The sequence below is a fragment of the Kribbella endophytica genome (assembly GCF_054781295.1).
In genome coordinates, this window is sequence record NZ_BAAGUR010000009.1 from 44,256 (window position 1) to 63,805 (window position 19,550).

Consider the following 19,550-nt stretch of genomic DNA (forward strand, 5'->3'; position numbering starts at 1 on the left):
ACGGCGTGAACCGGTTAGGGCAGCCTTATTTGAAGGGCCCTGGCATTTACGCGACACTGTTGTTGTGAAAACTCCCGCGTCGTCCTCCACCAGGGGGAACAGCCTGCCTTCGGGCAGCGCTCAGGCACGCGACGAGTCCACCCGGGACCGGGTCGCCCGCTCGATCCTGACCAACGGGCCGTCCAGTGCCGCGGTGCTGGCCGAACGGCTCGAACTGACCCCGGCGGCGGTCCGCCGGCACCTCGACCACCTGCTCGGTGAGGGGCTGGTCGAGTCCCGCGAGGAGCGGATCTACGGACCGCGCGGGCGGGGCCGTCCGGCCAAGGTGTTCGTGCTGACCGACTCCGGCCGGCACGCGTTCCACCAGGCCTACGACGACCTGGCCGCGACCGCGCTGCAGTTCATCGCCGAGGCCGGCGGTGACCAGGCCGTGGCGGAGTTCGCCCGGCGCCGGGTCGCCGAGGTCGAGGACCGGTACCGCGAACTGCTGGACGCGGCTCCCGACGGCGAGAAGGCGGAGGTGCTGGCCCAGGCGCTGACCGGCGACGGGTACGCCGCCTCCACCCAGCAGGCCGGTGCCGGCGAGCAGCTGTGCCAGCACCACTGCCCGGTCGCGCACGTGGCCGAGCAGTTCCCCCAGTTGTGCGAGGCCGAGACCGAGGTCTTCTCGCGGTTGCTCGGCAAGCACGTCCAGAGACTGGCCACCATCGCGCACGGCGACGGTGTCTGCACGACACACATTCCCGGCTCCCAGCCGGTTTCTCCTGTATCCGACGGCGAATCTGCGAGGACTGCACGATGACGCAAACCGCTCACCCCGAACTGGAAGGCCTCGGTAACTACCAGTACGGCTGGTCCGACTCCGACGCCGCCGGCGCGGTCGCCCAGCGCGGCATCAGTGCCGACGTGGTGCGTGGCATCTCCGCGCTGAAGAACGAGCCCGAGTGGATGCTCGACCTGCGGCTGAAGGGCCTGAAGCTCTTCGACCGCAAGCCGATGCCGTCGTGGGGTGCCGACCTGTCCGGCATCGACTTCGACAACATCAAGTACTTCGTCCGGTCGACCGAGAAGCAGGCGACCAGCTGGGAAGAGCTTCCCGAGGACATCAAGAACACCTACGACAAGCTCGGCATCCCGGAGGCGGAGAAGCAGCGCCTGGTCGCCGGCGTCGCCGCGCAGTACGAGTCCGAGGTCGTCTACCACCAGATCCGTGAGGACCTGGAGGAGCAGGGTGTCATCTTCCTCGACACCGACACCGGCCTGAAGGAGTACCCGGAGCTGTTCCAGGAGTACTTCGGCTCGGTGATCCCGGTCGGCGACAACAAGTTCGCCGCGCTGAACACGTCGGTCTGGTCCGGCGGCTCGTTCATCTACGTGCCCAAGGGCGTCAAGGTGGACATCCCGCTGCAGGCCTACTTCCGGATCAACACCGAGAACATGGGCCAGTTCGAGCGGACGCTGATCATCGTCGACGAGGACGCCTACGTCCACTACGTCGAGGGCTGCACCGCGCCGATCTACAAGTCGGACTCGCTGCACTCCGCGGTCGTCGAGATCATCGTGAAGAAGGGCGCCCGCTGCCGCTACACGACGATCCAGAACTGGTCGAACAACGTCTACAACCTGGTCACCAAGCGCGCCACCTGCGAAGAGGGCGCGACGATGGAGTGGATCGACGGCAACATCGGTTCCAAGGTGACGATGAAGTACCCGGCCGTGTACCTGATGGGCGAGCACGCCAAGGGCGAGACCCTGTCGGTCGCGTTCGCGGGCGAGGGCCAGCACCAGGACGCCGGCTCCAAGATGGTGCACAACGCGCCGTACACCTCCAGCTCGATCGTGTCGAAGTCCGTCGCCCGCGGTGGCGGCCGGACGTCGTACCGGGGGCTCGTCGAGGTGGCGCCGGGTGCGCACCACAGCAAGTCCACGGTGCGCTGCGACGCGCTGCTGGTCGACACGATCAGCCGCTCCGACACCTACCCGTACGTCGACGTCCGCGAGGACGACGTCGCGATGGGGCACGAGGCGACCGTGTCCAAGGTCAGTGACGACCAGCTCTTCTACCTGATGAGCCGGGGCATGGCCGAGGACGAGGCGATGGCGATGATCGTCCGCGGCTTCATCGAGCCGATCGCCCGCGAGCTCCCGATGGAGTACGCGCTGGAACTGAACCGACTGATCGAGCTGCAGATGGAAGGGGCCGTCGGCTGATGACCGCCACCGAAACCCTGGTTGCCACCGGTAACCAGGGCCACTCCCACGGACCGGGCTCCCCGGTGCCGTTGCAGGCCCGGAGCGAGCGGACCACGTCGTACGACGTGGCCGACTTCGCCGTGCCGAACGGTCGCGAGGAGGAGTGGCGCTTCACCCCGGTCAAGGCGCTCAAGGGCCTGTACGCCGACGAGGCCGGCACCGAGTCGCCGAAGATCGAGGCCCGCGGCCCCGAGGGCGTCGTGGTCGAGACGATCGCGATCGACGCGGTCAAGGCGCTCACCCCGCAGGACCGGATCGCCGCCGTGGCGTGGAAGCACGCCGCTGACGCACTCGCGGTCCGCATCCCGGTCGAGGCCGAGCTGACCGAGCCCGTGCACGTGAACGTCGCCAGTCTCGGCGGCCGTGGCTACGGCCACCTCGTGATCGAGGCCGGCCGGCACAGCCGCGCGACCGTGATCATCGACCACTCCGGCTCCGGCGAGTACGGCGCGAACGTGGAGATCGTCGTCGGCGACGGCGCCGAGCTGCGGGTCGTCACGATCCAGCAGGGCGACCACGAGTCGATCCACGTCGGCCAGCACGACGCCGTCGTCGGTCGCGACGCCAAGCTCAACCACGTCGCGGTCACCCTCGGCGGCAAGATCGTGCGACTGTCCACCAACGTCCGGTACGCCGGTCCGGGTGGCGACGCCGAGCTGCTGGGCGTGTACTTCGCCGAGGCCGGTCAGCACCACGAGAACCGGCTCTTCGTCGACCACGAAGCGGTCAACTGCAAGTCCAACGTGCTCTACAAGGGCGCGCTGGCCGGAGACCACGCCCGCTCGGTGTGGATCGGCGACGTGCTGATCCGGGCCGCGGCCGAGGGCACCAACACCTTCGAGCTGAACCGGAACCTGGTGCTCACCGACGGCGCCCGCGCCGACTCGGTGCCGAACCTGGAGATCGAGACCGGCGAGATCGAGGGCGCCGGGCACGCCTCGGCGACCGGCCGGTTCGACGACGAGCAGCTGTTCTACCTGCAGGCCCGCGGCATCCCCGAGGACGTGGCGCGCCGGCTGGTGGTGTCGGGCTTCTTCAACGACATCATCGGGCGGATCGGCGTCCCGGAGGTGACCGAGCACCTGCACGAGGTGATCGAGCAGAAGCTGGCCCGTACGGCCGAGCTGAGCGCGGCGGCCAAGGCCTGAACATGAGCGACACGTTCGAACGCGCGTGCGCCTTCGCAGACCTCCCCGACGAGGGAGTGCTGGCCACGGAGGTCGGCGGCGTGGAGGTGGCCGTCGTGAAGAGCGAGGGCCAGGTCTTCGCCGTCCGCGACGAGTGCTCGCACGCGCAGATCCAACTGTCCGAGGGCGACGTCGGCCACTGCGAGATCGAGTGCTGGCTGCACGGCTCCCGGTTCGACCTGCGCACCGGTGAGCCGACCAGCCTGCCGGCGTACGACCCGGTCCCGGTCTACCCGGTCCGGCTCGACGGAGACGACGTGCTGGTCGACGTCAAGAACCCCCTGAACCAAGCTTCCTAGCGACGGAGATAGAAGAAAACCCATGGCGACACTCGAGATCCGCGACCTGCACGTGTCGGTCGACACCGAGAACGGCCCGAAGGAGATCCTGCGCGGCGTCGACCTGACCATCGCCGGTGGTCAGACGCACGCGATCATGGGCCCGAACGGTTCCGGCAAGTCCACGCTGGCCTACTCGATCGCCGGCCACCCGAAGTACAACGTCACCAGCGGCACCGTGACGCTGGACGGCGAGGACGTGCTGGACATGGCCGTCGACGAGCGCGCCCGGGCCGGCCTGTTCCTGGCCATGCAGTACCCGGTCGAGGTCCCCGGTGTGTCGGTGTCGAACTTCCTGCGCACCGCCAAGACCGCGATCGACGGCGAGGCGCCGAAGCTGCGGACCTGGGTCAAGGACGTCAACAAGGCGCTCGCCGACCTGGACATGGCCGCCGACTTCGGTCAGCGCAACGTCAACGAGGGCTTCTCCGGTGGTGAGAAGAAGCGCCACGAGATCGTCCAGCTGGAGCTGCTGAACCCGAAGATCGCGATCCTCGACGAGACCGACTCCGGCCTCGACATCGACGCGCTGAAGATCGTCTCCACCGGCGTCAACCGGTTCGCCGAGGCCGGCGACAAGGGCGTCCTGCTGATCACCCACTACACGCGGATCCTGCGCTACATCAAGCCGGACTTCGTGCACGTGTTCGTCGACGGCAAGGTCGCCGAAGAGGGTGGCGCCGAGCTGGCCGACGAGCTCGAGGCCAACGGGTACGAGCGGTTCCTGAAGACGGGCGCCAAGGCATGACGGACGCCCGGACCTTCAGCAGTCCGCTGGACCTGCAGTCGGTCCGGGCGGACTTCCCGATCCTGTCCCGCGAGCTCGCGGGCGGGTTCCCGCTGGTCTACCTGGACTCGGCCAACTCGTCGCAGAAGCCGGCGCAGGTCGTGAAGGCGATCGAGGACCACTACCTCAAGCACAACGCGAACGTGGCCCGCGCGATGCACCAGCTCGGGGCCGAGGCGACCGCGGCGTACGAAGGCGGTCGGGACAAGGTCGCCGCGTTCATCGGCGCGGCCAACCGCGACGAGATCGTCTTCACCAAGAACGCCTCCGAGGCGCTCAACCTGGCGGCGTACACGCTCGGTGCTTCGCTGAAGCCGGGTGACGAGGTGGTGATCTCCGAGATGGAGCACCACAGCAACATCGTCCCGTGGCAGCTGGCCTGCGAGCGGACCGGCGCGACGCTGAAGTGGTTCGGCGTCACCGACGAGGGCCGCCTCGACCTGAGTAACATCGACGAACTCATCAACGAGCGGACGAAGGTCGTCTCGCTGACCTGGGTGTCGAACGCGCTCGGCACGATCAACCCGATCACCGAGATCGCCGCCAAGGCGCACGCCGTCGGCGCCGTGATGGTGGTCGACGCGTCGCAGGCCGTGCCGCAGTTCCCGGTCGACGTCTCGACGCTGGGTGCCGACCTGCTGGCCTTCACCGGTCACAAGGTGGTCGGCCCGACCGGCATCGGCGTGCTCTGGGGACGGTACGACCTGCTCGCTTCGCTGCCGCCGTTCCTCGGTGGCGGCGAGATGATCGAGATCGTCCGGATGACCGGTTCGACGTACGCGCCGCCGCCGGCCCGGTTCGAGGCCGGTACGCCGCCGATCGCGCAGGCGGTCGGTCTCGGTGCGGCGCTGGACTACCTGTCCGGGATCGGGATGGACAAGGTCGCCGCCCACGAGCAGGCCATCACGGCGTACGCGCTGGACGGCCTGCAGACGGTGCCGGGCCTGAAGATCCTCGGGCCGACGACCGCGGTCGACCGCGGGGGAGCGATCAGCTTCGAGCTGGACGGCGTCCACCCGCACGACGTGTCGACCGTGCTGGACACCCGTGGCATCGCGGTCCGCGCCGGGCACCACTGCGCGCGGCCGGTGCACGAGCGGTTCGGAATGCAATCGTCGACCAGAGCGTCTTTCTACCTGTACACGACACCCGAGGAGATCGACGCGCTCGTCGACGGACTCGGATTCGTCCGATCGTTCTTCAAGGTGGACTGAGATATGCAGCTCGACAGCTTGTACCAGGAGATCATCCTGGACCACTACCGCAGCCCGCACCACGCTGGGCTCGCGGAGCCGTACGACGTGGAGGTGCACCACGTGAACCCGTCCTGCGGGGACGAGGTCACCCTCCGGGTCGAGCTCGACGGCGAGACCGTGACCGGCGTGACGCACCAGTCGGTCGGCTGCTCGATCAGCCAGGCGGCGACCTCGGTGATGAGCGACCTGGTGATCGGCAAGCCGGTCGCCGAGGGCATGGCGACGTACGAGAAGTTCCTGGAGCTGATGCAGGGCCGGGGCAACGTCGAACCGGACGAGGAAGTACTCGAGGACGGCGTCGCCTTCGCGGGCGTCGCGCAGTTCCCGGCCCGGGTGAAGTGTGCGCTGCTGGGCTGGTCGGCCTGGCGCGACGCCACCGCCCAGGCGCTGGCCAAGACTGAGGGAGTGAGCAATGCCTGACCAGACCGAAGAGAAGATCGAGCTGCCCGAGGTGGACCTCGAAGCAGCCGCGGCCCCGGCCGGCAGCAGTGTCGCCGTCGAGGACGTGACGGAGGCGCTCAAGGACGTCGTCGACCCCGAGCTCGGCATCAACGTCGTCGACCTCGGCCTGATCTACGGCGTCACCGTCGACGACAGCAACACCGCGATCATCGACATGACGCTGACGTCGGCGGCCTGCCCGCTGACCGACGTGATCGAGGACCAGACCCGGATGTCGCTCGACGGCCTGGTCAACGACTTCCGGATCAACTGGGTCTGGATGCCGCCGTGGGGCCCGGAGAAGATCACCGACGACGGCCGCGAGCAGCTCCGCGCGCTCGGCTTCAACGTCTGAGCTCTCCCCGTACTGCGCTAGCCCGGGTCAGGTGGCCCGGGCTTTCGCATGCCCGGCTTCGGTTGCGTGACAATGGACGGATGAGCGAACCGGTGCGCGTGATCCGCGAGGTCGACCTGATCGAGTCCGATCCGACCAGCGGCATGCTCCGGAAGAAGGCGTTCGAGCTGCCGATCCTCTGGGCCGGCCGCGTCGAGACCGCGCCGGGCGCGATCTCCGGCTGGCACCACCACGACCGCAACGAGACCAGCCTGTACGTCGTCTCCGGCATCCTGCGCCTGGAGTTCGACGGCGGCGACGGTTACCTCGACGCGGAGGCCGGCGACTTCATCCACGTCCCCGCGTTCACCATCCACCGCGAGTCCAACCCCACCGACGAGCCGTCGGTCGCCATCATCGCCCGGGCCGGCGGCGGCATTCCCACCGTCAACATCGAAGACTTCCGCAGGTGACTCGCGTCGTTTCCGTCGCTCCGGAGCGGCTCGATCGGTGGCTGACCGGGTTCGGGGAGCGGCACGGCGAGACGTCGTACGACGTGAAGCCGGACGTCGTACGGGTGGTGGGGGAGGACGGCTCGATTGCCGAGATCGCCGTTCCGTTCGGGCCGCTCGACGAACTGACGCGTGAAGGCCTGGTCGCGCATGTGCTCGGCGACCACCGGCTCGGACTGCTGCTGGTACGGCGGGGTGGCTACGGCGCGGGCGTCTTTGTCGGCGGCAGGTTGACCGACTCGAAGGTCGGGTCGCGGCACGTGCAGGGGACGACGAAGGCCGGCGGCTGGTCGCAGCAGCGGTTCGCCCGGCGGCGGGACAACCAGGCGCGGGAGGCGTTCAACGCGGCGACGGAGGTCGCCGTACGGATTCTGGCGCCGGCCAAGCTGGACGCGCTGGTGACCGGGGGAGACCGGAAGGCGATCGACACCGTGCTGGAGGACCCGCGGCTCAAGGCGCTGAGGGGCCTGGTCCGGCCACCCTTTCTGGGGGTGGCCGATCCCAAGCAGAAGGTGCTCGAGCAGGCTGGTGTCGACGCCCGGGCGATCCGGATCGAACTGACCGACCCGGAAGGCGATCAGGCCTCGCCGTAGAGCTTGCGGAAGTCGATCAGCGTGTCGCGGTAGAACTCGTAGTCCTCAGTGAGCTTCGCGCGGGTGAACAGCTCGCGGTCCAGCTCGTGCGTGCGCAGCCCGAGCTCGGTCCAGAAACCCTCGTCGGGGATCTCATCGGCGCCCTCAGGCAGGAACTTCAGCGCCTCACCCATCGCGTCCCGGGCGAACTCCCAGTTCAGTTCGACCGGCGCGCGGTCCTGGCCCGGCTGCCCGGTGTACTCCAGGTCGGCGTCCTGCGCGCGCTGCGCCCACACCGACGCCAGCTGCACCCAGTCGCCCGCGTCGAGCAGCAGCGAGTTGCCCAGGCCGAACCGGGCCTCGCTCAGTCGCGCCGCTTCCTCGGTCCTGTACAGCACCTGGACCTCTCCGGTCGGCGAACTGACCGTCCAGGCCTCCTCGCCCTCGGTCCGGCTGATCTCGGGCGTCGCGGTCACCCGCGGCGCCTCGACGGCGGTGGCCAGCACGCTCAGGTAGACCTCTGCCTCGGCCAAGGTCCTCGCGGTCAGCATCAAACAACTCCCGGATCGCTGTAGCTGTCACGGACGACGAGCAGTCGCTCCACCCGGAACCTACCCGGTTCGGCGTCCCGGAGCGCACGCCCCTCGTCGGTCCAGAAGGCATCGTCGGGTACGACGGCGCCGTCCGGCGGCACGAACTTGATCACTTCCTCCACCGCCGCCCGCGCGATCGCCATGACCGTCGCGGCCTGCTGGTCGTCGGTCGAGGCATCCGAGGGCACCGAAGCGGCCGCGCTGTCGGCGACCGACATCCACTGCCCGGCGTCCAGCAGCTCCGACGGCTCGGGTCCACCGAAGTTCGGGAAGGGCCCGACCGACTCGGTCTCCGGCAGCCCGAAGAAGTACTCGCGGGAAGCGCCGCAGCCGGAGCAGATCCCGGCGTAGCTGATCACCAGCTCGCCGTCCTCGTCGGCCAGCCCGTGCTCCCACGGCGTCTCGATCGAGCCGCAGTCGGGGCACGGGTTCAGCTCCAGGAACAGCAGCGTCTCGTCGCCGGTCCTGGCGATCGCGTACGTCGGGTCGTGGTCGCTCACTGGACTCCCATTCCGCTGCCGCGTTTGCCGCGGGCCATCGCCACGTGCTGCGCCGCGTGCGCCTTCGCGCCCTGCGCCTCTTCCGGTGCGTTGTGCGGACTCGACCGGGTGTGGTCGAGCCCGGTCAGCGCCGAGGCCGGCACGCCCTTCTCCTCGAGCGCCTGGACCACGGTCCCGCTGAACCGCTCGCCGGCGCCCTTGGCGTCGTACAGGGCGCGCAGGTCGACCTTGTTGCCCTCGGCCAGCATCGCCAGCGACGGGTGCAGCGCGCCGAACGCCGCGCCGTACCCGTTGTCGTCCTTGCCGACCATCGTGCCGTTGGGCAGCGCACGGTAGACCTGCTTGCCGCCGTCCTGCTGCTTCATCGTGACGACGACCTCGACCTGCTCCTTGCGGGCCCGTTCGAGCGCCTTGACCAGCGGCTTGTACGGCTCGACCTTCTTCGAGCCGTCGGGGCCGGTGACGACCTCGCTGGCGGCCACCCGTCGTACCGGGACGCGCTTGGCCAGCTTGGCGAGCTCGTCCGGGTTCCAGTGCTGCATCGGCGCCTGGCCGGCCTCCATCCGGGCCTGCATCGCCTCGAACTCGTGCCGGAACACGCTCAGCGTCACCACACCGGTCGCGGCGTTCTCGAAGGTCGCCTCGTGGGTGACCTTCGTCTGGTGGTCGCGGGTCGTGCGCTGCCGCCGGGCGTCGACGTGGAACGTGACCAGCAGCTGCACGGTGACGAGCTCGCCGGACTCGTTGGAGTTGGTCTCGTCGCGGTTGCCGGAGGTGTCGGAGCTCTTCTCCTTCGCCTGCTCACCGGACGACACACCGAACCTCACCCCGGTGGTCGGGTCCGAGATCCCGATGTTCTGGCTGGTGGGGGCCAGCCGGGTGCTCTCCTGGCTCGTGTTGACGGCGACCTGGTTACGGTGCGCCTCACCGAGCTGCGCGTGCTCCGAGCTGTCCGAAACGAGCTGCAGACCGGACAGGTCGGCGCGCAGCCGCAGCCGGACCTGGCGCGAGCCGTGTCCGGGCACGGGCAGGCCCGGCGTCCACGGGCTGCCGGTGCCGTCGGAACGCTCGAAGGCGATCCGGCGTGCGCTGCCGTTGAGCTCCTCGCGAAGGAGGCCCTTGTGCTGCTGGACGCCGGCCCTGGTCAGCCAGCGGCGGCCGCCCAGCTCGCTGGTGACCCGCGTGACGAGCGCGTCGTCGAAGTTCGGGTCGTCGATCGTCTCCTGCTCGTTGGGCAGCTCGCCGTTCTGGTCGTGCAGCTGGATGCCGCGCAGGAACTTCTGCGTCGACAGCACGACCGGGCGGTGGTCGGTGAACTCCGGCGCTTTCAACGGCACCTGGTTCACGTCGGAGGCCGGTACGAGCAGCGTCATGCGGCCGGTGGCCTCACGCTTGTGGGGCGCCGGGCGCTTCTCGTCGTTGCGGAGGCGGTCGGCGGTCTGGCGCAGCTTGCCCTTGGTCTCGGCGCCCGGGCCCGGGACCTCCTCGACCTCGATGACGAGCCGGAAGTCGTGCTCGACCCGCTTGGTCTTCGACCACAGCGCGCGGCTCAGGTGGGTGCTCTGGTCGACGACGTTGACGGACTCGGACGTGGTCAGCTCGGTGCTCAGCCCGGCCGACCCGGCGTCGCCGTCGGTGAGGCCGGCACCGAGCTCCGCGCCGTACCCGACGCTGCGGGTGATGCCGCGGCCTTCCTCGATGTAGTCGTAGCCCTGCAGGATGATCAGCGCGTTCTCGGTCTGCTCCGGCTCGTCGCCCTCGGCCGTCGCCGTGCCCTCGGGAGCCGCGCCTTCGGCCGCGACAGCCGGCGTCACTGCTGCGGCCGGCACGGCGGGCGTCGCGCCGGCGGCCGGCTGCGGGGGAGTCCCCTCGCCCGGTGCCTCGTCGATGGTGATCGGTCCGGTGCGGACCATCCGGGCGCGGATCCGCAGGACGCGCGGCGCTGACGTCCCCGGCTCCTCGCCGCCGAACGGCAGCTCCAGGTTCAACCCGGTCGGGTCCTTGACCTTCTCGGCGTGCCCGCGCCAGCGGATCGAGGCCAGCTGGCTGCGGATCGCCGCACCGACGGCCGGGTCGGCGCTCGCGTCCGGCACCGCCTCGGCGACCGCCGCGTTCACCTCACGCTCCATCGTGGTGACGTTGCCGTCGGCGTCGCGGAAGAGGTCGCGGTCGATCAGCCCGGCGCCCATCGTGGTCTTGTAGTGGTCCGGCAGCTGCGCCTCGGCCCGCGTCGCGGCGACCTTCTCGGCGTCGGCCGCGACCTGCTCGAACGTCTCCGGCTGGGACTGCGGCTTGGTGACCGGCACCTTACGGCGCAGCAGCGCCTTCAGCTGCTCGTCGGTGTGCGTGGCCGCGAGTCCGGTGGTGACGCCCTTCTTGTCGAGCTGGTAGCGCCGGATCATGGCCGCGGACGTCCGGCGGTCGAGGCTGAGGTTGCCGTCCTTCAGCCGCTCGACCGCGTCGGCGACCTTCTCCAGCGGCAGGTCCATGTCCTTGGCGCCGTACATCTGCAACGCGTCCCGCTCGGGGAGCGTGAGCATCACCGTGCCGGCGTCGAGCTCCACCTTCTGCGGCGCGGCCAGTCCGGCCGCCTTGATCTTGGCCTCCAGCTTGAGGTCGCCGACGAACTGGTAGTGCTGACCGTCCTTGATGTTCAGCCGCTCGACGCCCCGGATCGCCAGCTCGTTGCTGGAGCTGGAGATGTTGCCCGACCGGCTCACGCCGACCGAGCCGCTCCAGCCGTCACCGACGGGGTCGACCGATCCGGTGCCGCCACCGATGCCGGCGGTGTTCCCGGTCGAGCTGCCGGTGGTGAAGCCGGCGCTGTCCAGGGTCAGGTTGATGTCGCCGATGATCGGGTGCCCGCTGCCGACGTATCGGAGGTTCTCGATCTTCGTGGTCATCGTGATGCTGCCGCGGCGCGGGGTGAGACCGCGCTGGGCGACCGCCTGCTGGGCGTCGGACGGCGCCGGGCTGACCGCGAAGTCGGTCCGGTACTCGGTGGTCAGCATCTCGGGGTGCGCGTTGAGGTTGCGCACACTGACGAAGCCGGCCAGGTGGTGCAGGGCGGCGGAGTCGCTGCGAGCGACCGCGGGCATGGCGGCGGTCAGCCGGGTCGCGATGTCGCCGCCGTCCAGGTGCTGCCAGGTCGCGGTCTGCAGGAGCTGAGCGTTGACCTGGCCGTCGATCGCGACGCACTGCGGCTCGCCACGGTCGCAGAACTCGCTGTCGATCGAGATCTTGGCGCTGCCCTCGACCTCGACGATCGGGTCGGAGTCGCCGTCGGGAAAGACCTCGGTGACGGTCAGCGTGTGGTTGATCCGGAAGTCTGCCAGCGGCCCCGAGCTCTCGGTCAGCGTCACGCCGTTGACCGTCGTACCGGTCACCCAGGAGAAGAACCGGCCCATCGCGGAACGCCCGTACGACGGCCCGACGCTCGGCGTACTGCCCGCCTGGCCTTCCCCCGGCTTGTCGCTGAGGCCGAACTTGGCCGTCCAGGGCAGTCCCTTCGACCGGCTGCGGGAGCGGCTGGTCGTGTTCGACCCGATGTGCAGGTTGGCGGCGGTCTGCGACCGGTTCAGCCCGAGCCAGCGGGGCTTCTTGAAGTCCTGCGTCATCGCGACCCGGTAGGTCCGCTCCTGCGGCGACTCCCTGACCCGGTGCTGGGTCAGCGCGAACACGAATCCGCCCTGGCAGGCCTGGTCGTACCCGGTCTCCAACCGGTGCTGCGACAGCTGCTGCGACACCCGCTCGAGGTTGGCCAGCTGACTGACCACCACCGGGTCCTGGAGGTCGGCGCCCTTCAGGATCGGCTGGAAGTCCTTGTCGAGCTTCGGCACCATCCCCTCGTCGCTGAGGTGTCGCACGAAGGCCTTGTACGCCGGATCGGCGCCACGCAGCTTCTGCACCAGCGCGGCGCCCGCGCCACGGAGCTGGCCCTTGTCGTTGCCCATCCAGACCGGCAGCTTCATCGGCTCGCCCGGCTGGGCGCAGCCGCGGGTCAGGACACCGCCGTCCGCGCTGAGCTGGGCCTTGCCGTTCTCGTCGAGCACGAGCGCGGCCTTCGGGAAGGGGAGGTTGTTGTCGGCCGCCTCGTTCTCCGGCAGCCGCAGTACGGCGTCGCCGGCGTTCTCGACGTCGAACGACTCCTCCTTGTCGAGCCGGTGGAAGGTGAGCGTGTGCTCGAGCCGGACCTTGACGCCGATGGTCTCCTCGGTCCGCTGGACGCTCGGGTGGATGGCGACGTCGCTGACGTTGAGGCTGTCGCCGCGGGACACGCTGCGCCCGACGCGCAGGGTCGGGCCGAAGTCCGTGCTGCCCGCGAAGTCGCTCATGGCCTTGCCGGGGTACTCGAGGGTGGCCCCGGTCGACGACGACGTCCCGAAGGACTGGCCGCCGCTCGCGCCGGAGAAGCCCACCCGGATCCGCTCGATCTTGTGCTCGGGGGAGCTGTCGCTGAGCAGTTCCGCGGAGTCGCGGACGACGGTCGTCCTCAGCTGCGCGTACGCGACCGCGCGCCCGCCGTTGTAGATGATCCGGCCGAACCCGCCCGGCCGGGTCGCCTCGGTGAGCGCCGCCGGAGCGTCCTCGACGCACATCGCGCGGACCTGGTCGACCGCGGTCCGGTCGAGCTTGCCGAGCCGGCTCCCCAGCCCGGCGATCCCCTTGTCGGCCAGGTCGTCCATGCCGTCGACCCGCGACGCGACGTGCTCGGGCAGCTGCTCGGTCCGTTCCAGGGCGACGGCGGGGTCGACGTCCGGACCGAACTCGAGGTCGTCCAGCCGGACGGTGTCCTTCGGGGGAGCGACCGTGTAGCTGTGGCTGATGCCCATCACCAACTGCGTGGCGTCCTGCGGGTCGCCCGAGTCGACGACGTTGGTCTGCGACCACGGCTCGCCCACGCCACCACGGACCTGCCAGCGCCACTCCGGCGCGTCGGCGGAGTAGCGCAGGATCTCGCCGTTCAGGACCTCGACCGCGCCGGACAGACCGTTCTCCTGGGCGCTGCCGGTGACGGAGTGGCTCTGGCCGACGGCGTGCTCGAACCCGGGAGTGATGACGTGCGAGAAGCCCTTGAGCGCGCTGTGGTCGGGGAAGGCCGCCGTGAGTGCCCTGAGGCCGGCGGCGCTGTTCTGACCGAGCGACTCGACAGTGGTCGTCGCGACACTGAAGCCGCCCTGCCGCAGCTGGGCGAGCGCACCTTCGTCGAAGGTCAGCGGCGACGAGAGGACCTCGCGCAGCTCACCGGGGCTCAGCTTCACCTTGAACTGGATCACGCCGGCGGCGTCCGCCCGCGGGTTGTTGCCGACGGTCAGCAGGACGCCGTCCGGTGAGAGCACTCGCCGGGTCGCCGAGCGGAGCCGTCGGTGCAGCACCTCCGGCGTGTAGCGGAAGGTGCTCTGCCGCCGGGAGAGCTCCTGGTTGAGCTCACGGGTCAGCTTGGTCAGGTGCGGGAAGCGGCCGGACGTGATCGCGGTGTGCTGGACGTCCTGCGACGGCATGGTCGCCGTGACAGCAGCCCGGTACGCCGAGACCTTCTCGGTCGCAGCCTGGGCCAGCTGCTGGATCTCCGGGCCCGGCTTGCCGCCTGAGGCCTCCAGCTCCTCCAGCTTGGTGAGCAGAGCGCCGTACGCCTGCCCGGCCTCTCGCGCCTGGGCGGCGGCGACACCACAGGTCTCTGCGATCGTCTCGTGCCGCCCTGCCTTGCGGCTCGACGACTGTGCGGCGACCCGCAGCTTGCGGCCGCGTACTCCACCTGCCGAGTCCTTGCGGCCCTCCTCGACCTCCGCCTTGGCCACCGAGTCGGTGGCGGCCGTCTTGGCGTCCTCAGCCGTCGTACGGTGACTCTTCGCGCGGCCGTCGAGTCCCTCCGCGGCCTTCTCGAGTCCGGCGATCTCCTGGACCACCTGCTCGCGCAGATGGGCAGGCGTGTTCGGCTGGGCCGGAGCCGGCGCCGGCTGGGTCTGCGGTACGACGATGAGGGCGCGGGCCGAGTCGGGGAGCGCCGGAGCCGGTTGGCCGGTCCGCTCGATCGCACTGGCCAGCTGCTCGAGCTCACCGCGCAGCTGGGTCAGCTTGGCCTGGTCGGGCGTGGCCTGGAGCTGCTCCTCGCGCCAGTTGCGGCTGACCAGCCGGAACTGGTCGTACTGCGCGGCCGCCTGCCGTTCGCGACCCTGGAACCTGGGGAAATGCGCCCGGAGCTTGCCGATCCTGCTGGTAGGCGCCTTGGCGCTGACCTCCCGTAGCGCTCCGCCGATCTGGCTCGCCCAGACACGAGGGAGCTGCTCGGCGGGCACCCGGCCGGCGATCCGGACCAGGTGCGGATCGGTCAAGCTGCCCGACCGCACTGTGGTGTGCGCGACCAGCCGGCCCGGCGGCTCCTCGTCCAGCACCCGGAAGTACTGGCGGCCGTGGTCCGCCGTGGTGACCAGACCGAGGCCTCGGCTGGTGACGTCGTTCGGGGTGGTGATCTCACCGGGTAGGTCGCTGGGCTGGACCAGCCTGAGCGCGTCGAGTGCCTCGGCCGGTGTCAGCTTCGGCTCGGACTCCGGGCGGCCGGTCGCGGTCAGGCCGCCTGCTGCCGGCGTACTGGCTGTGCGGGGTGCATTGGCCTTGCGGTGGCGCGCACCGACCTGGCGGCGGTGCCGTCCGGTCTCGGTACGTCGCCGGACGATTGCCGGGGGAGTGCTGGGCCGACCGAGGAGCTCGGCCTCCCGCTGGATCTCGTACGACGCTCTGCCGGTGTCGGCGAGCAGGGGAGCGCGCTCGGCAGCCCGCTCCGCGGCCAGCCGTCGTACGGCGGTGTCGGTGGTGAGCTGGTTGGTCTCCAGCACGTTGCGCAGCACGGTCCGGGCTTCGTCCTGGACGTCCTCGGCCGCGTCGGGCAGATCGAGCAACTGGTCCAGTGCGACCGTCGCTCCGTCGACCGGGGACGAACCGCCACGGCTGTGGTCGACCTCCGCGCCCAGCGCGGCAACCGCTTCCACCAGGAGCCGCTGGTCGGTGATGTTCTCGCGCCCGGCCATCGCGGCCAGTCGTGTGTCCAGCCGGTCCATCGCCGCGTGCTCCAGCAGCTCGCCCGCACCGCCGAGCCGGACCCGGCCGTCGTCGAGCGCGACAGCCTCCGGCGACACCACGCCGAGTGCGACGCCCAGTGCGGCACGCGCCCGCTCGGCCGGCGTGAACCGCAACCGACCGCTCGAAGAGACCCCAGGTGCTTCGGTCATCGCTGCTCAGTCCCCCTCCGTATCACCTCATTGTGACGTGAGTGTGACCGCAAGGTAACTGGCGCGGTTCCCTCAGGCAACCGACTTCCGATCTCGATCGGAAAACGGTGGGTGATTGACATCGGCCGTCCACTTTCGTTGCCTGATGCATCAACCTGGGTGTGCCAGGCTGGCTCGGTGAGCACTGTTCTGTCGCCCTCGTCGTGGACCGTCGCCGAAGCCCGCAGCCTGACCTCCCGGCTGCGGCACACCAATCTCACCGGCCCGGAGTACGACGGCCTGGAGCTGTTCGGCGCCCTGACCGGTTATCTGGACGAGTTGTACGGCGGCGCCGGCTTCGACCGGCTGCTGCCCGAGCCGGAGCGCGCGGCTCTGGCCGGGCGGATCCGGAAGGCTCGCGGGCACGGCGTACCGGTGGATCTTTCAACTACAGAAGCGGATGCGCGGCTCGACCAGCCGGTCAACGCCGCCGTGACGCTGGCCGAAGGACGTGAGCTGGCGACCGAACTGGCCGCGGCGCCGGAGTGGCAGGGCGAGCTCGGCCGCTGCCTGCAGGCGCTGTACAGCTATCTAGACCACTTGTACGGCGGACCCGGTGCGTTCACCGAGCTGCTGACGCCCGAAGAGGTCGCGGACGTGTCCGCGGGGTAACAGCCTCGCCACGCTGTGGACCTGAGGGCGGAGTTGGTCCCTACTGGCCATTACGGTAGGCGCGTGAGTTTCTCCTCCTCCAACCGTCCCCAGGCCGCCGGCGCCCGCGCGGCCAAGCCCAGCGGCACCGGCAGACGTCTGCCCGGCAGTCGCGAGCGCCGCCCCGCGCTGGCCGCCCTGGCGGTGATCCTGATCCTGCTCGGCGCCGCCGGCTCCACGCTGATCGCCCTGCGCAGCGGCGACCGCCAGTACTTCGTGGCCGTCAAAGGAACGCTGGCTCCCGGCCAGCAGATCACCGAGGACGACCTGACCCGCGGCGACCTGGCCGGCGCGACCGGCACGCTGCTGCTGTGGTCGGAGCGGGACTCGATCAAGAACCAGTACACGACCGGGTGGATCTACCCGGGTCAGTTCGTGTCGAAGAAGAACTTCATCCCCGACCCCATCCCCGCGGGCGGCGTACTGATCGGCATCAGTGTCGACAGCGGCCGGGCGCCGGCCGAGTCGGTCGGGATCGGCGACATCGTCCGCCTCGTCCGGGTCCCGGCCGCCAACCAGGAAACCGGTGGCGCGCAGGTCATCGTGGAGGCGGCGCGGGTGACCAACACCAGCGGCTCGCTCACCGACGGCAAGACCGGCGCGAGCACGACGGCCAACATCACCGTGCTGATCCGCGACTCGCGCGTCACCAACGTGGCGGCCGCCGCCGCGGCGAAGACGCTGGTCCTGGTCAAGCTGGCCGACTCGGTGAAGCCGGAGATCTCCAACGACCCCGGAGCCCGCTGATGGCCCTGGTCGCTCTGGCGAGCGCCAAGGGCTCGCCGGGGGTGACGACGGCCGGTCTGGTGCTGGGCGCGCTCTGGCCGCGCCAGGTGCTGATGGCCGAGTGCGACCCGGCCGGGAGCGACGTCGCGATCCGGATGACCGCGCCCGGCGGCCAGCCGCTCAACTCGGACCGCGGACTGGTCAGTCTGGCCGCCGCGGGCCGCAAGGGCCTCGGCGACGAGGTCATCATGGCGCACAGCCAGCAGCTCGACGGTGGGCTGGACGTGATGCTCGGAGTGCGTTCGCCCGAGCAGATCGGTGGCATGGGCGGCCTGTGGGCGCCGCTGGGCATCACCTTCAACCAGATGCACAGCGCCGACGTACTGGCCGACTGCGGGCGGATCGGGGCCTCGTCGCCGCAGCTGCCCGTCGTACAGGCTGCTCGGCTCGTCGTACTGGTCTGTACGGCGACAGGCTCGTCCGTCGCCCACCTGCGGGAGCGGCTGTCGTCGCTGGTGCACCACGTCGACGCTCGGCTCGCGGTGATGGTCGTGGCCGACCCGAAGCGCCGTGACGGCGTCAAGCAGGTCTGGTCGGTGGTGGACGCGATGTCGATCCAGATCCACCACCGCTGGCACCTCGCCTACGACCCGGTCGGCGCGTCGTTCTTCGACGGACGCGGACACGGCCGGCTCGAGAAGACCGCGCTGATCCGGACCGGCAGCGAGATCGCCGCCGAGATGGCCGCGGTCGTCGGGGCGCCCTCGCAGTACGAGTACGACATGGCGCAGGCACTGCCGCGGGACGGGGAGGGCCGTAGGTGATCACCGACCAGGAGCTGGTCCGCAAGCTGCGGGTCCAGGTCGCCGAGCGGCTGAACGAGCAGCGCCGCCGCGACCAGGTCAACGGCGTACCGCCGATGAGCGCCGAGGACGAGCGCGAGTATGCCCGTTCGCTGATCGTGCAGGTGCTGGAGGACCACGCCCGCTACGAGCTGGCCGAGGGCCGCACGCCGCCCACGCCCGAGGACGACGCGCAGATCGCCGGCGCGATCCACTCCGCGCTCTTCGGCGTCGGCCGGCTGCAGCCGCTGATCGACGACCCCGAGGTCGAGAACATCGACATCAACGGCTGCGACCAGGTCTTCGTCCAGTACGGCGACGGCCGCGAAGAGCGTCCCGGACCGGTCGCGGAGTCCGACGAGGAACTGATCGAGCTGATCCAGGTCCTCGCCGCGCACGCCGGACTGACCAGCCGCCCGTTCGACTCGGCGAACCCCCAGCTCGACCTGCGGCTGCCCGACGGCTCCCGCCTGTCGGCCGTGATGGGCGTGACGTCGCGCCCGGCGGTCTCGATCCGGCGTTCCCGCCTGGGCCGCGTGTTCCTGAAGGACCTGGTCGCCAACGGGACGTTCTCCGACGAGATCGGCTCGTTCCTCAAGGCGGCCGTCGCGGCCCGCAAGAACATCATGATCGCGGGCGCCACCAACTCCGGGAAGACCACGCTGCTGCGCGCGCTGGGCAACGAGATCCAGCCGCACGAGCGGCTGATCACGGTCGAGCGCTCGCTGGAGCTCGGGCTCGGCGAGTTCAAGGACCTGCACCCGAACGTCGTGGCGTTCGAGGAGCGGCTGCCGAACTCCGAGGGCGTCGGCGAGGTGAGCATGGCCGACCTGGTCCGCCGCTCGCTGCGCATGAACCCCAGCCGCGTCATCGTCGGTGAGGTGCTCGGCGACGAGATCGTCACGATGCTGAACGCGATGAGCCAGGGCAACGACGGCTCGCTGTCGACGATCCACTCGAACAGCTCGATGGAGGTGTTCAACCGGATCAGCACCTACGCCATCCAGGCGACCGAGCGGCTCCCGATGGAAGCCACCCAGATGCTGATCTCCGGCGCGCTCGACTTCGTCGTGTTCGTCCGCAAGCACAACGACTACCAGCACGGCGGCACGCTGAGCCGGTACGTCGAGAGCATCCGCGAGGTGACCGGCTGGGACGGCCGCGTGCTGTCCGGCGAGGTGTTCGCCCCGGGACCCGACGGACGGGCGGCGGCGCACGCGCCGATCTCCTGCATGGACGAGCTCGAGCACTTCGGCTACCAGCCGATGGTGCACGGCCGGTGGGCGTGAGGGG

At 70.0% G+C, this 19,550-nt stretch carries 17 protein-coding genes; 14 read left to right on the forward strand and 3 right to left on the reverse strand.

Annotated features, from left to right (window positions below; genetic code table 11):
- The first annotated feature begins 103 nt into the window (after positions 1 to 103).
- The 10 genes from ACYVIO_RS42410 to ACYVIO_RS42455 all read left to right on the forward strand — a co-directional run bounded on the left by ACYVIO_RS42410 (position 104) and on the right by ACYVIO_RS42455 (position 7,701).
- Positions 104 to 802, forward strand: a complete 699-nt coding sequence (locus ACYVIO_RS42410; RefSeq protein WP_460656749.1) for a helix-turn-helix transcriptional regulator — start codon at positions 104 to 106, stop codon at positions 800 to 802.
- Positions 799 to 2,211, forward strand: coding sequence for a Fe-S cluster assembly protein SufB (gene sufB, locus ACYVIO_RS42415; protein ID WP_460656691.1), 1,413 nt, complete (start codon positions 799 to 801; stop codon positions 2,209 to 2,211). Before ACYVIO_RS42410 ends, sufB begins: the two co-directional genes overlap by 4 nt.
- Positions 2,211 to 3,401, forward strand: coding sequence for a Fe-S cluster assembly protein SufD (sufD, locus tag ACYVIO_RS42420; protein WP_460656692.1), 1,191 nt, complete (start codon positions 2,211 to 2,213; stop codon positions 3,399 to 3,401). The genes sufB and sufD overlap by 1 nt, the downstream gene beginning before the upstream one ends.
- 2 nt (positions 3,402 to 3,403) lie before the next feature.
- Positions 3,404 to 3,739, forward strand: coding sequence for a non-heme iron oxygenase ferredoxin subunit (locus ACYVIO_RS42425; protein WP_460656693.1), 336 nt, complete (start codon positions 3,404 to 3,406; stop codon positions 3,737 to 3,739).
- Between the two features lie 22 nt (positions 3,740 to 3,761).
- Complete coding sequence (gene sufC / locus ACYVIO_RS42430) at positions 3,762 to 4,526, forward strand: Fe-S cluster assembly ATPase SufC (RefSeq protein WP_460656694.1); 765 nt, start codon at positions 3,762 to 3,764, stop codon at positions 4,524 to 4,526.
- Entirely contained in the window at positions 4,523 to 5,779 is a 1,257-nt protein-coding gene (locus ACYVIO_RS42435; RefSeq protein WP_460656695.1) for a cysteine desulfurase, read from the forward strand. Before sufC ends, ACYVIO_RS42435 begins: the two co-directional genes overlap by 4 nt.
- A gap of 3 nt (positions 5,780 to 5,782) precedes the next feature.
- Entirely contained in the window at positions 5,783 to 6,241 is a 459-nt protein-coding gene (sufU, locus tag ACYVIO_RS42440) for a Fe-S cluster assembly sulfur transfer protein SufU (protein WP_460656696.1), read from the forward strand.
- Positions 6,234 to 6,617, forward strand: coding sequence for a metal-sulfur cluster assembly factor (locus ACYVIO_RS42445; protein WP_460656697.1), 384 nt, complete (start codon positions 6,234 to 6,236; stop codon positions 6,615 to 6,617). The genes sufU and ACYVIO_RS42445 overlap by 8 nt, the downstream gene beginning before the upstream one ends.
- Positions 6,618 to 6,697: 80 nt before the next feature.
- On the forward strand, positions 6,698 to 7,069 hold the full coding sequence (locus tag ACYVIO_RS42450; RefSeq protein ID WP_460656698.1) for a cupin domain-containing protein: 372 nt from the start codon (positions 6,698 to 6,700) through the stop codon (positions 7,067 to 7,069).
- On the forward strand, positions 7,066 to 7,701 hold the full coding sequence (locus ACYVIO_RS42455; protein WP_460656699.1) for an acVLRF1 family peptidyl-tRNA hydrolase: 636 nt from the start codon (positions 7,066 to 7,068) through the stop codon (positions 7,699 to 7,701). Before ACYVIO_RS42450 ends, ACYVIO_RS42455 begins: the two co-directional genes overlap by 4 nt.
- On the opposite strand, the gene ACYVIO_RS42460 is transcribed toward ACYVIO_RS42455, so the two are convergent.
- Genes ACYVIO_RS42460 through ACYVIO_RS42470 form a run of 3 tightly spaced genes read right to left on the reverse strand, consistent with a single transcriptional unit; the run spans position 7,686 to position 15,999 of the window.
- On the reverse strand, positions 7,686 to 8,231 hold the full coding sequence (locus ACYVIO_RS42460; RefSeq protein ID WP_460656700.1) for a hypothetical protein: 546 nt from the start codon (positions 8,229 to 8,231) through the stop codon (positions 7,686 to 7,688). The genes ACYVIO_RS42455 and ACYVIO_RS42460 overlap by 16 nt on opposite strands.
- Positions 8,231 to 8,773, reverse strand: coding sequence for a hypothetical protein (locus ACYVIO_RS42465; protein WP_460656701.1), 543 nt, complete (start codon positions 8,771 to 8,773; stop codon positions 8,231 to 8,233). The genes ACYVIO_RS42460 and ACYVIO_RS42465 overlap by 1 nt, the downstream gene beginning before the upstream one ends.
- Positions 8,770 to 15,999, reverse strand: a complete 7,230-nt coding sequence (locus ACYVIO_RS42470; protein ID WP_460656702.1) for a hypothetical protein — start codon at positions 15,997 to 15,999, stop codon at positions 8,770 to 8,772. Before ACYVIO_RS42470 ends, ACYVIO_RS42465 begins: the two co-directional genes overlap by 4 nt.
- Before the next feature lie 177 nt (positions 16,000 to 16,176).
- Here ACYVIO_RS42470 and ACYVIO_RS42475 point away from each other — a divergent pair, with 177 nt between their 5' ends.
- The 4 genes from ACYVIO_RS42475 (at position 16,177) to ACYVIO_RS42490 (ending at position 19,546) form a co-directional block, all read left to right on the forward strand.
- Positions 16,177 to 16,650, forward strand: a complete 474-nt coding sequence (locus ACYVIO_RS42475) for a hypothetical protein (RefSeq protein ID WP_460656703.1) — start codon at positions 16,177 to 16,179, stop codon at positions 16,648 to 16,650.
- Between the two features lie 63 nt (positions 16,651 to 16,713).
- Positions 16,714 to 17,436, forward strand: coding sequence for a hypothetical protein (locus ACYVIO_RS42480; RefSeq protein WP_460656704.1), 723 nt, complete (start codon positions 16,714 to 16,716; stop codon positions 17,434 to 17,436).
- A complete protein-coding gene (locus ACYVIO_RS42485) occupies positions 17,436 to 18,239 on the forward strand; it encodes a hypothetical protein (RefSeq protein WP_460656705.1) in 804 nt (267 codons plus the stop codon). Before ACYVIO_RS42480 ends, ACYVIO_RS42485 begins: the two co-directional genes overlap by 1 nt.
- The gene (locus tag ACYVIO_RS42490; RefSeq protein WP_460656706.1) at positions 18,236 to 19,546 is read left to right on the forward strand and encodes a CpaF family protein; all 1,311 of its coding nucleotides are present in this window, start codon (positions 18,236 to 18,238) and stop codon (positions 19,544 to 19,546) included. Before ACYVIO_RS42485 ends, ACYVIO_RS42490 begins: the two co-directional genes overlap by 4 nt.
- Positions 19,547 to 19,550: the final 4 nt, after the last annotated feature.

Coding starts and splice junctions, on each gene's coding strand:
- ACYVIO_RS42435 (WP_460656695.1), top strand. CDS start 4,523: ATGACGGACGCCCGGACCTTCAGCAGTCCGCTGGACCTGCAGTCGGTC.
- ACYVIO_RS42445 (WP_460656697.1), top strand. CDS start 6,234: ATGCCTGACCAGACCGAAGAGAAGATCGAGCTGCCCGAGGTGGACCTC.
- sufU (WP_460656696.1), top strand. CDS start 5,783: ATGCAGCTCGACAGCTTGTACCAGGAGATCATCCTGGACCACTACCGC.
- ACYVIO_RS42450 (WP_460656698.1), top strand. CDS start 6,698: ATGAGCGAACCGGTGCGCGTGATCCGCGAGGTCGACCTGATCGAGTCC.
- ACYVIO_RS42470 (WP_460656702.1), bottom strand. CDS start 15,999: ATGACCGAAGCACCTGGGGTCTCTTCGAGCGGTCGGTTGCGGTTCACG.
- ACYVIO_RS42485 (WP_460656705.1), top strand. CDS start 17,436: ATGGCCCTGGTCGCTCTGGCGAGCGCCAAGGGCTCGCCGGGGGTGACG.
- sufB (WP_460656691.1), top strand. CDS start 799: ATGACGCAAACCGCTCACCCCGAACTGGAAGGCCTCGGTAACTACCAG.
- sufD (WP_460656692.1), top strand. CDS start 2,211: ATGACCGCCACCGAAACCCTGGTTGCCACCGGTAACCAGGGCCACTCC.
- ACYVIO_RS42460 (WP_460656700.1), bottom strand. CDS start 8,231: ATGCTGACCGCGAGGACCTTGGCCGAGGCAGAGGTCTACCTGAGCGTG.
- ACYVIO_RS42425 (WP_460656693.1), top strand. CDS start 3,404: ATGAGCGACACGTTCGAACGCGCGTGCGCCTTCGCAGACCTCCCCGAC.
- sufC (WP_460656694.1), top strand. CDS start 3,762: ATGGCGACACTCGAGATCCGCGACCTGCACGTGTCGGTCGACACCGAG.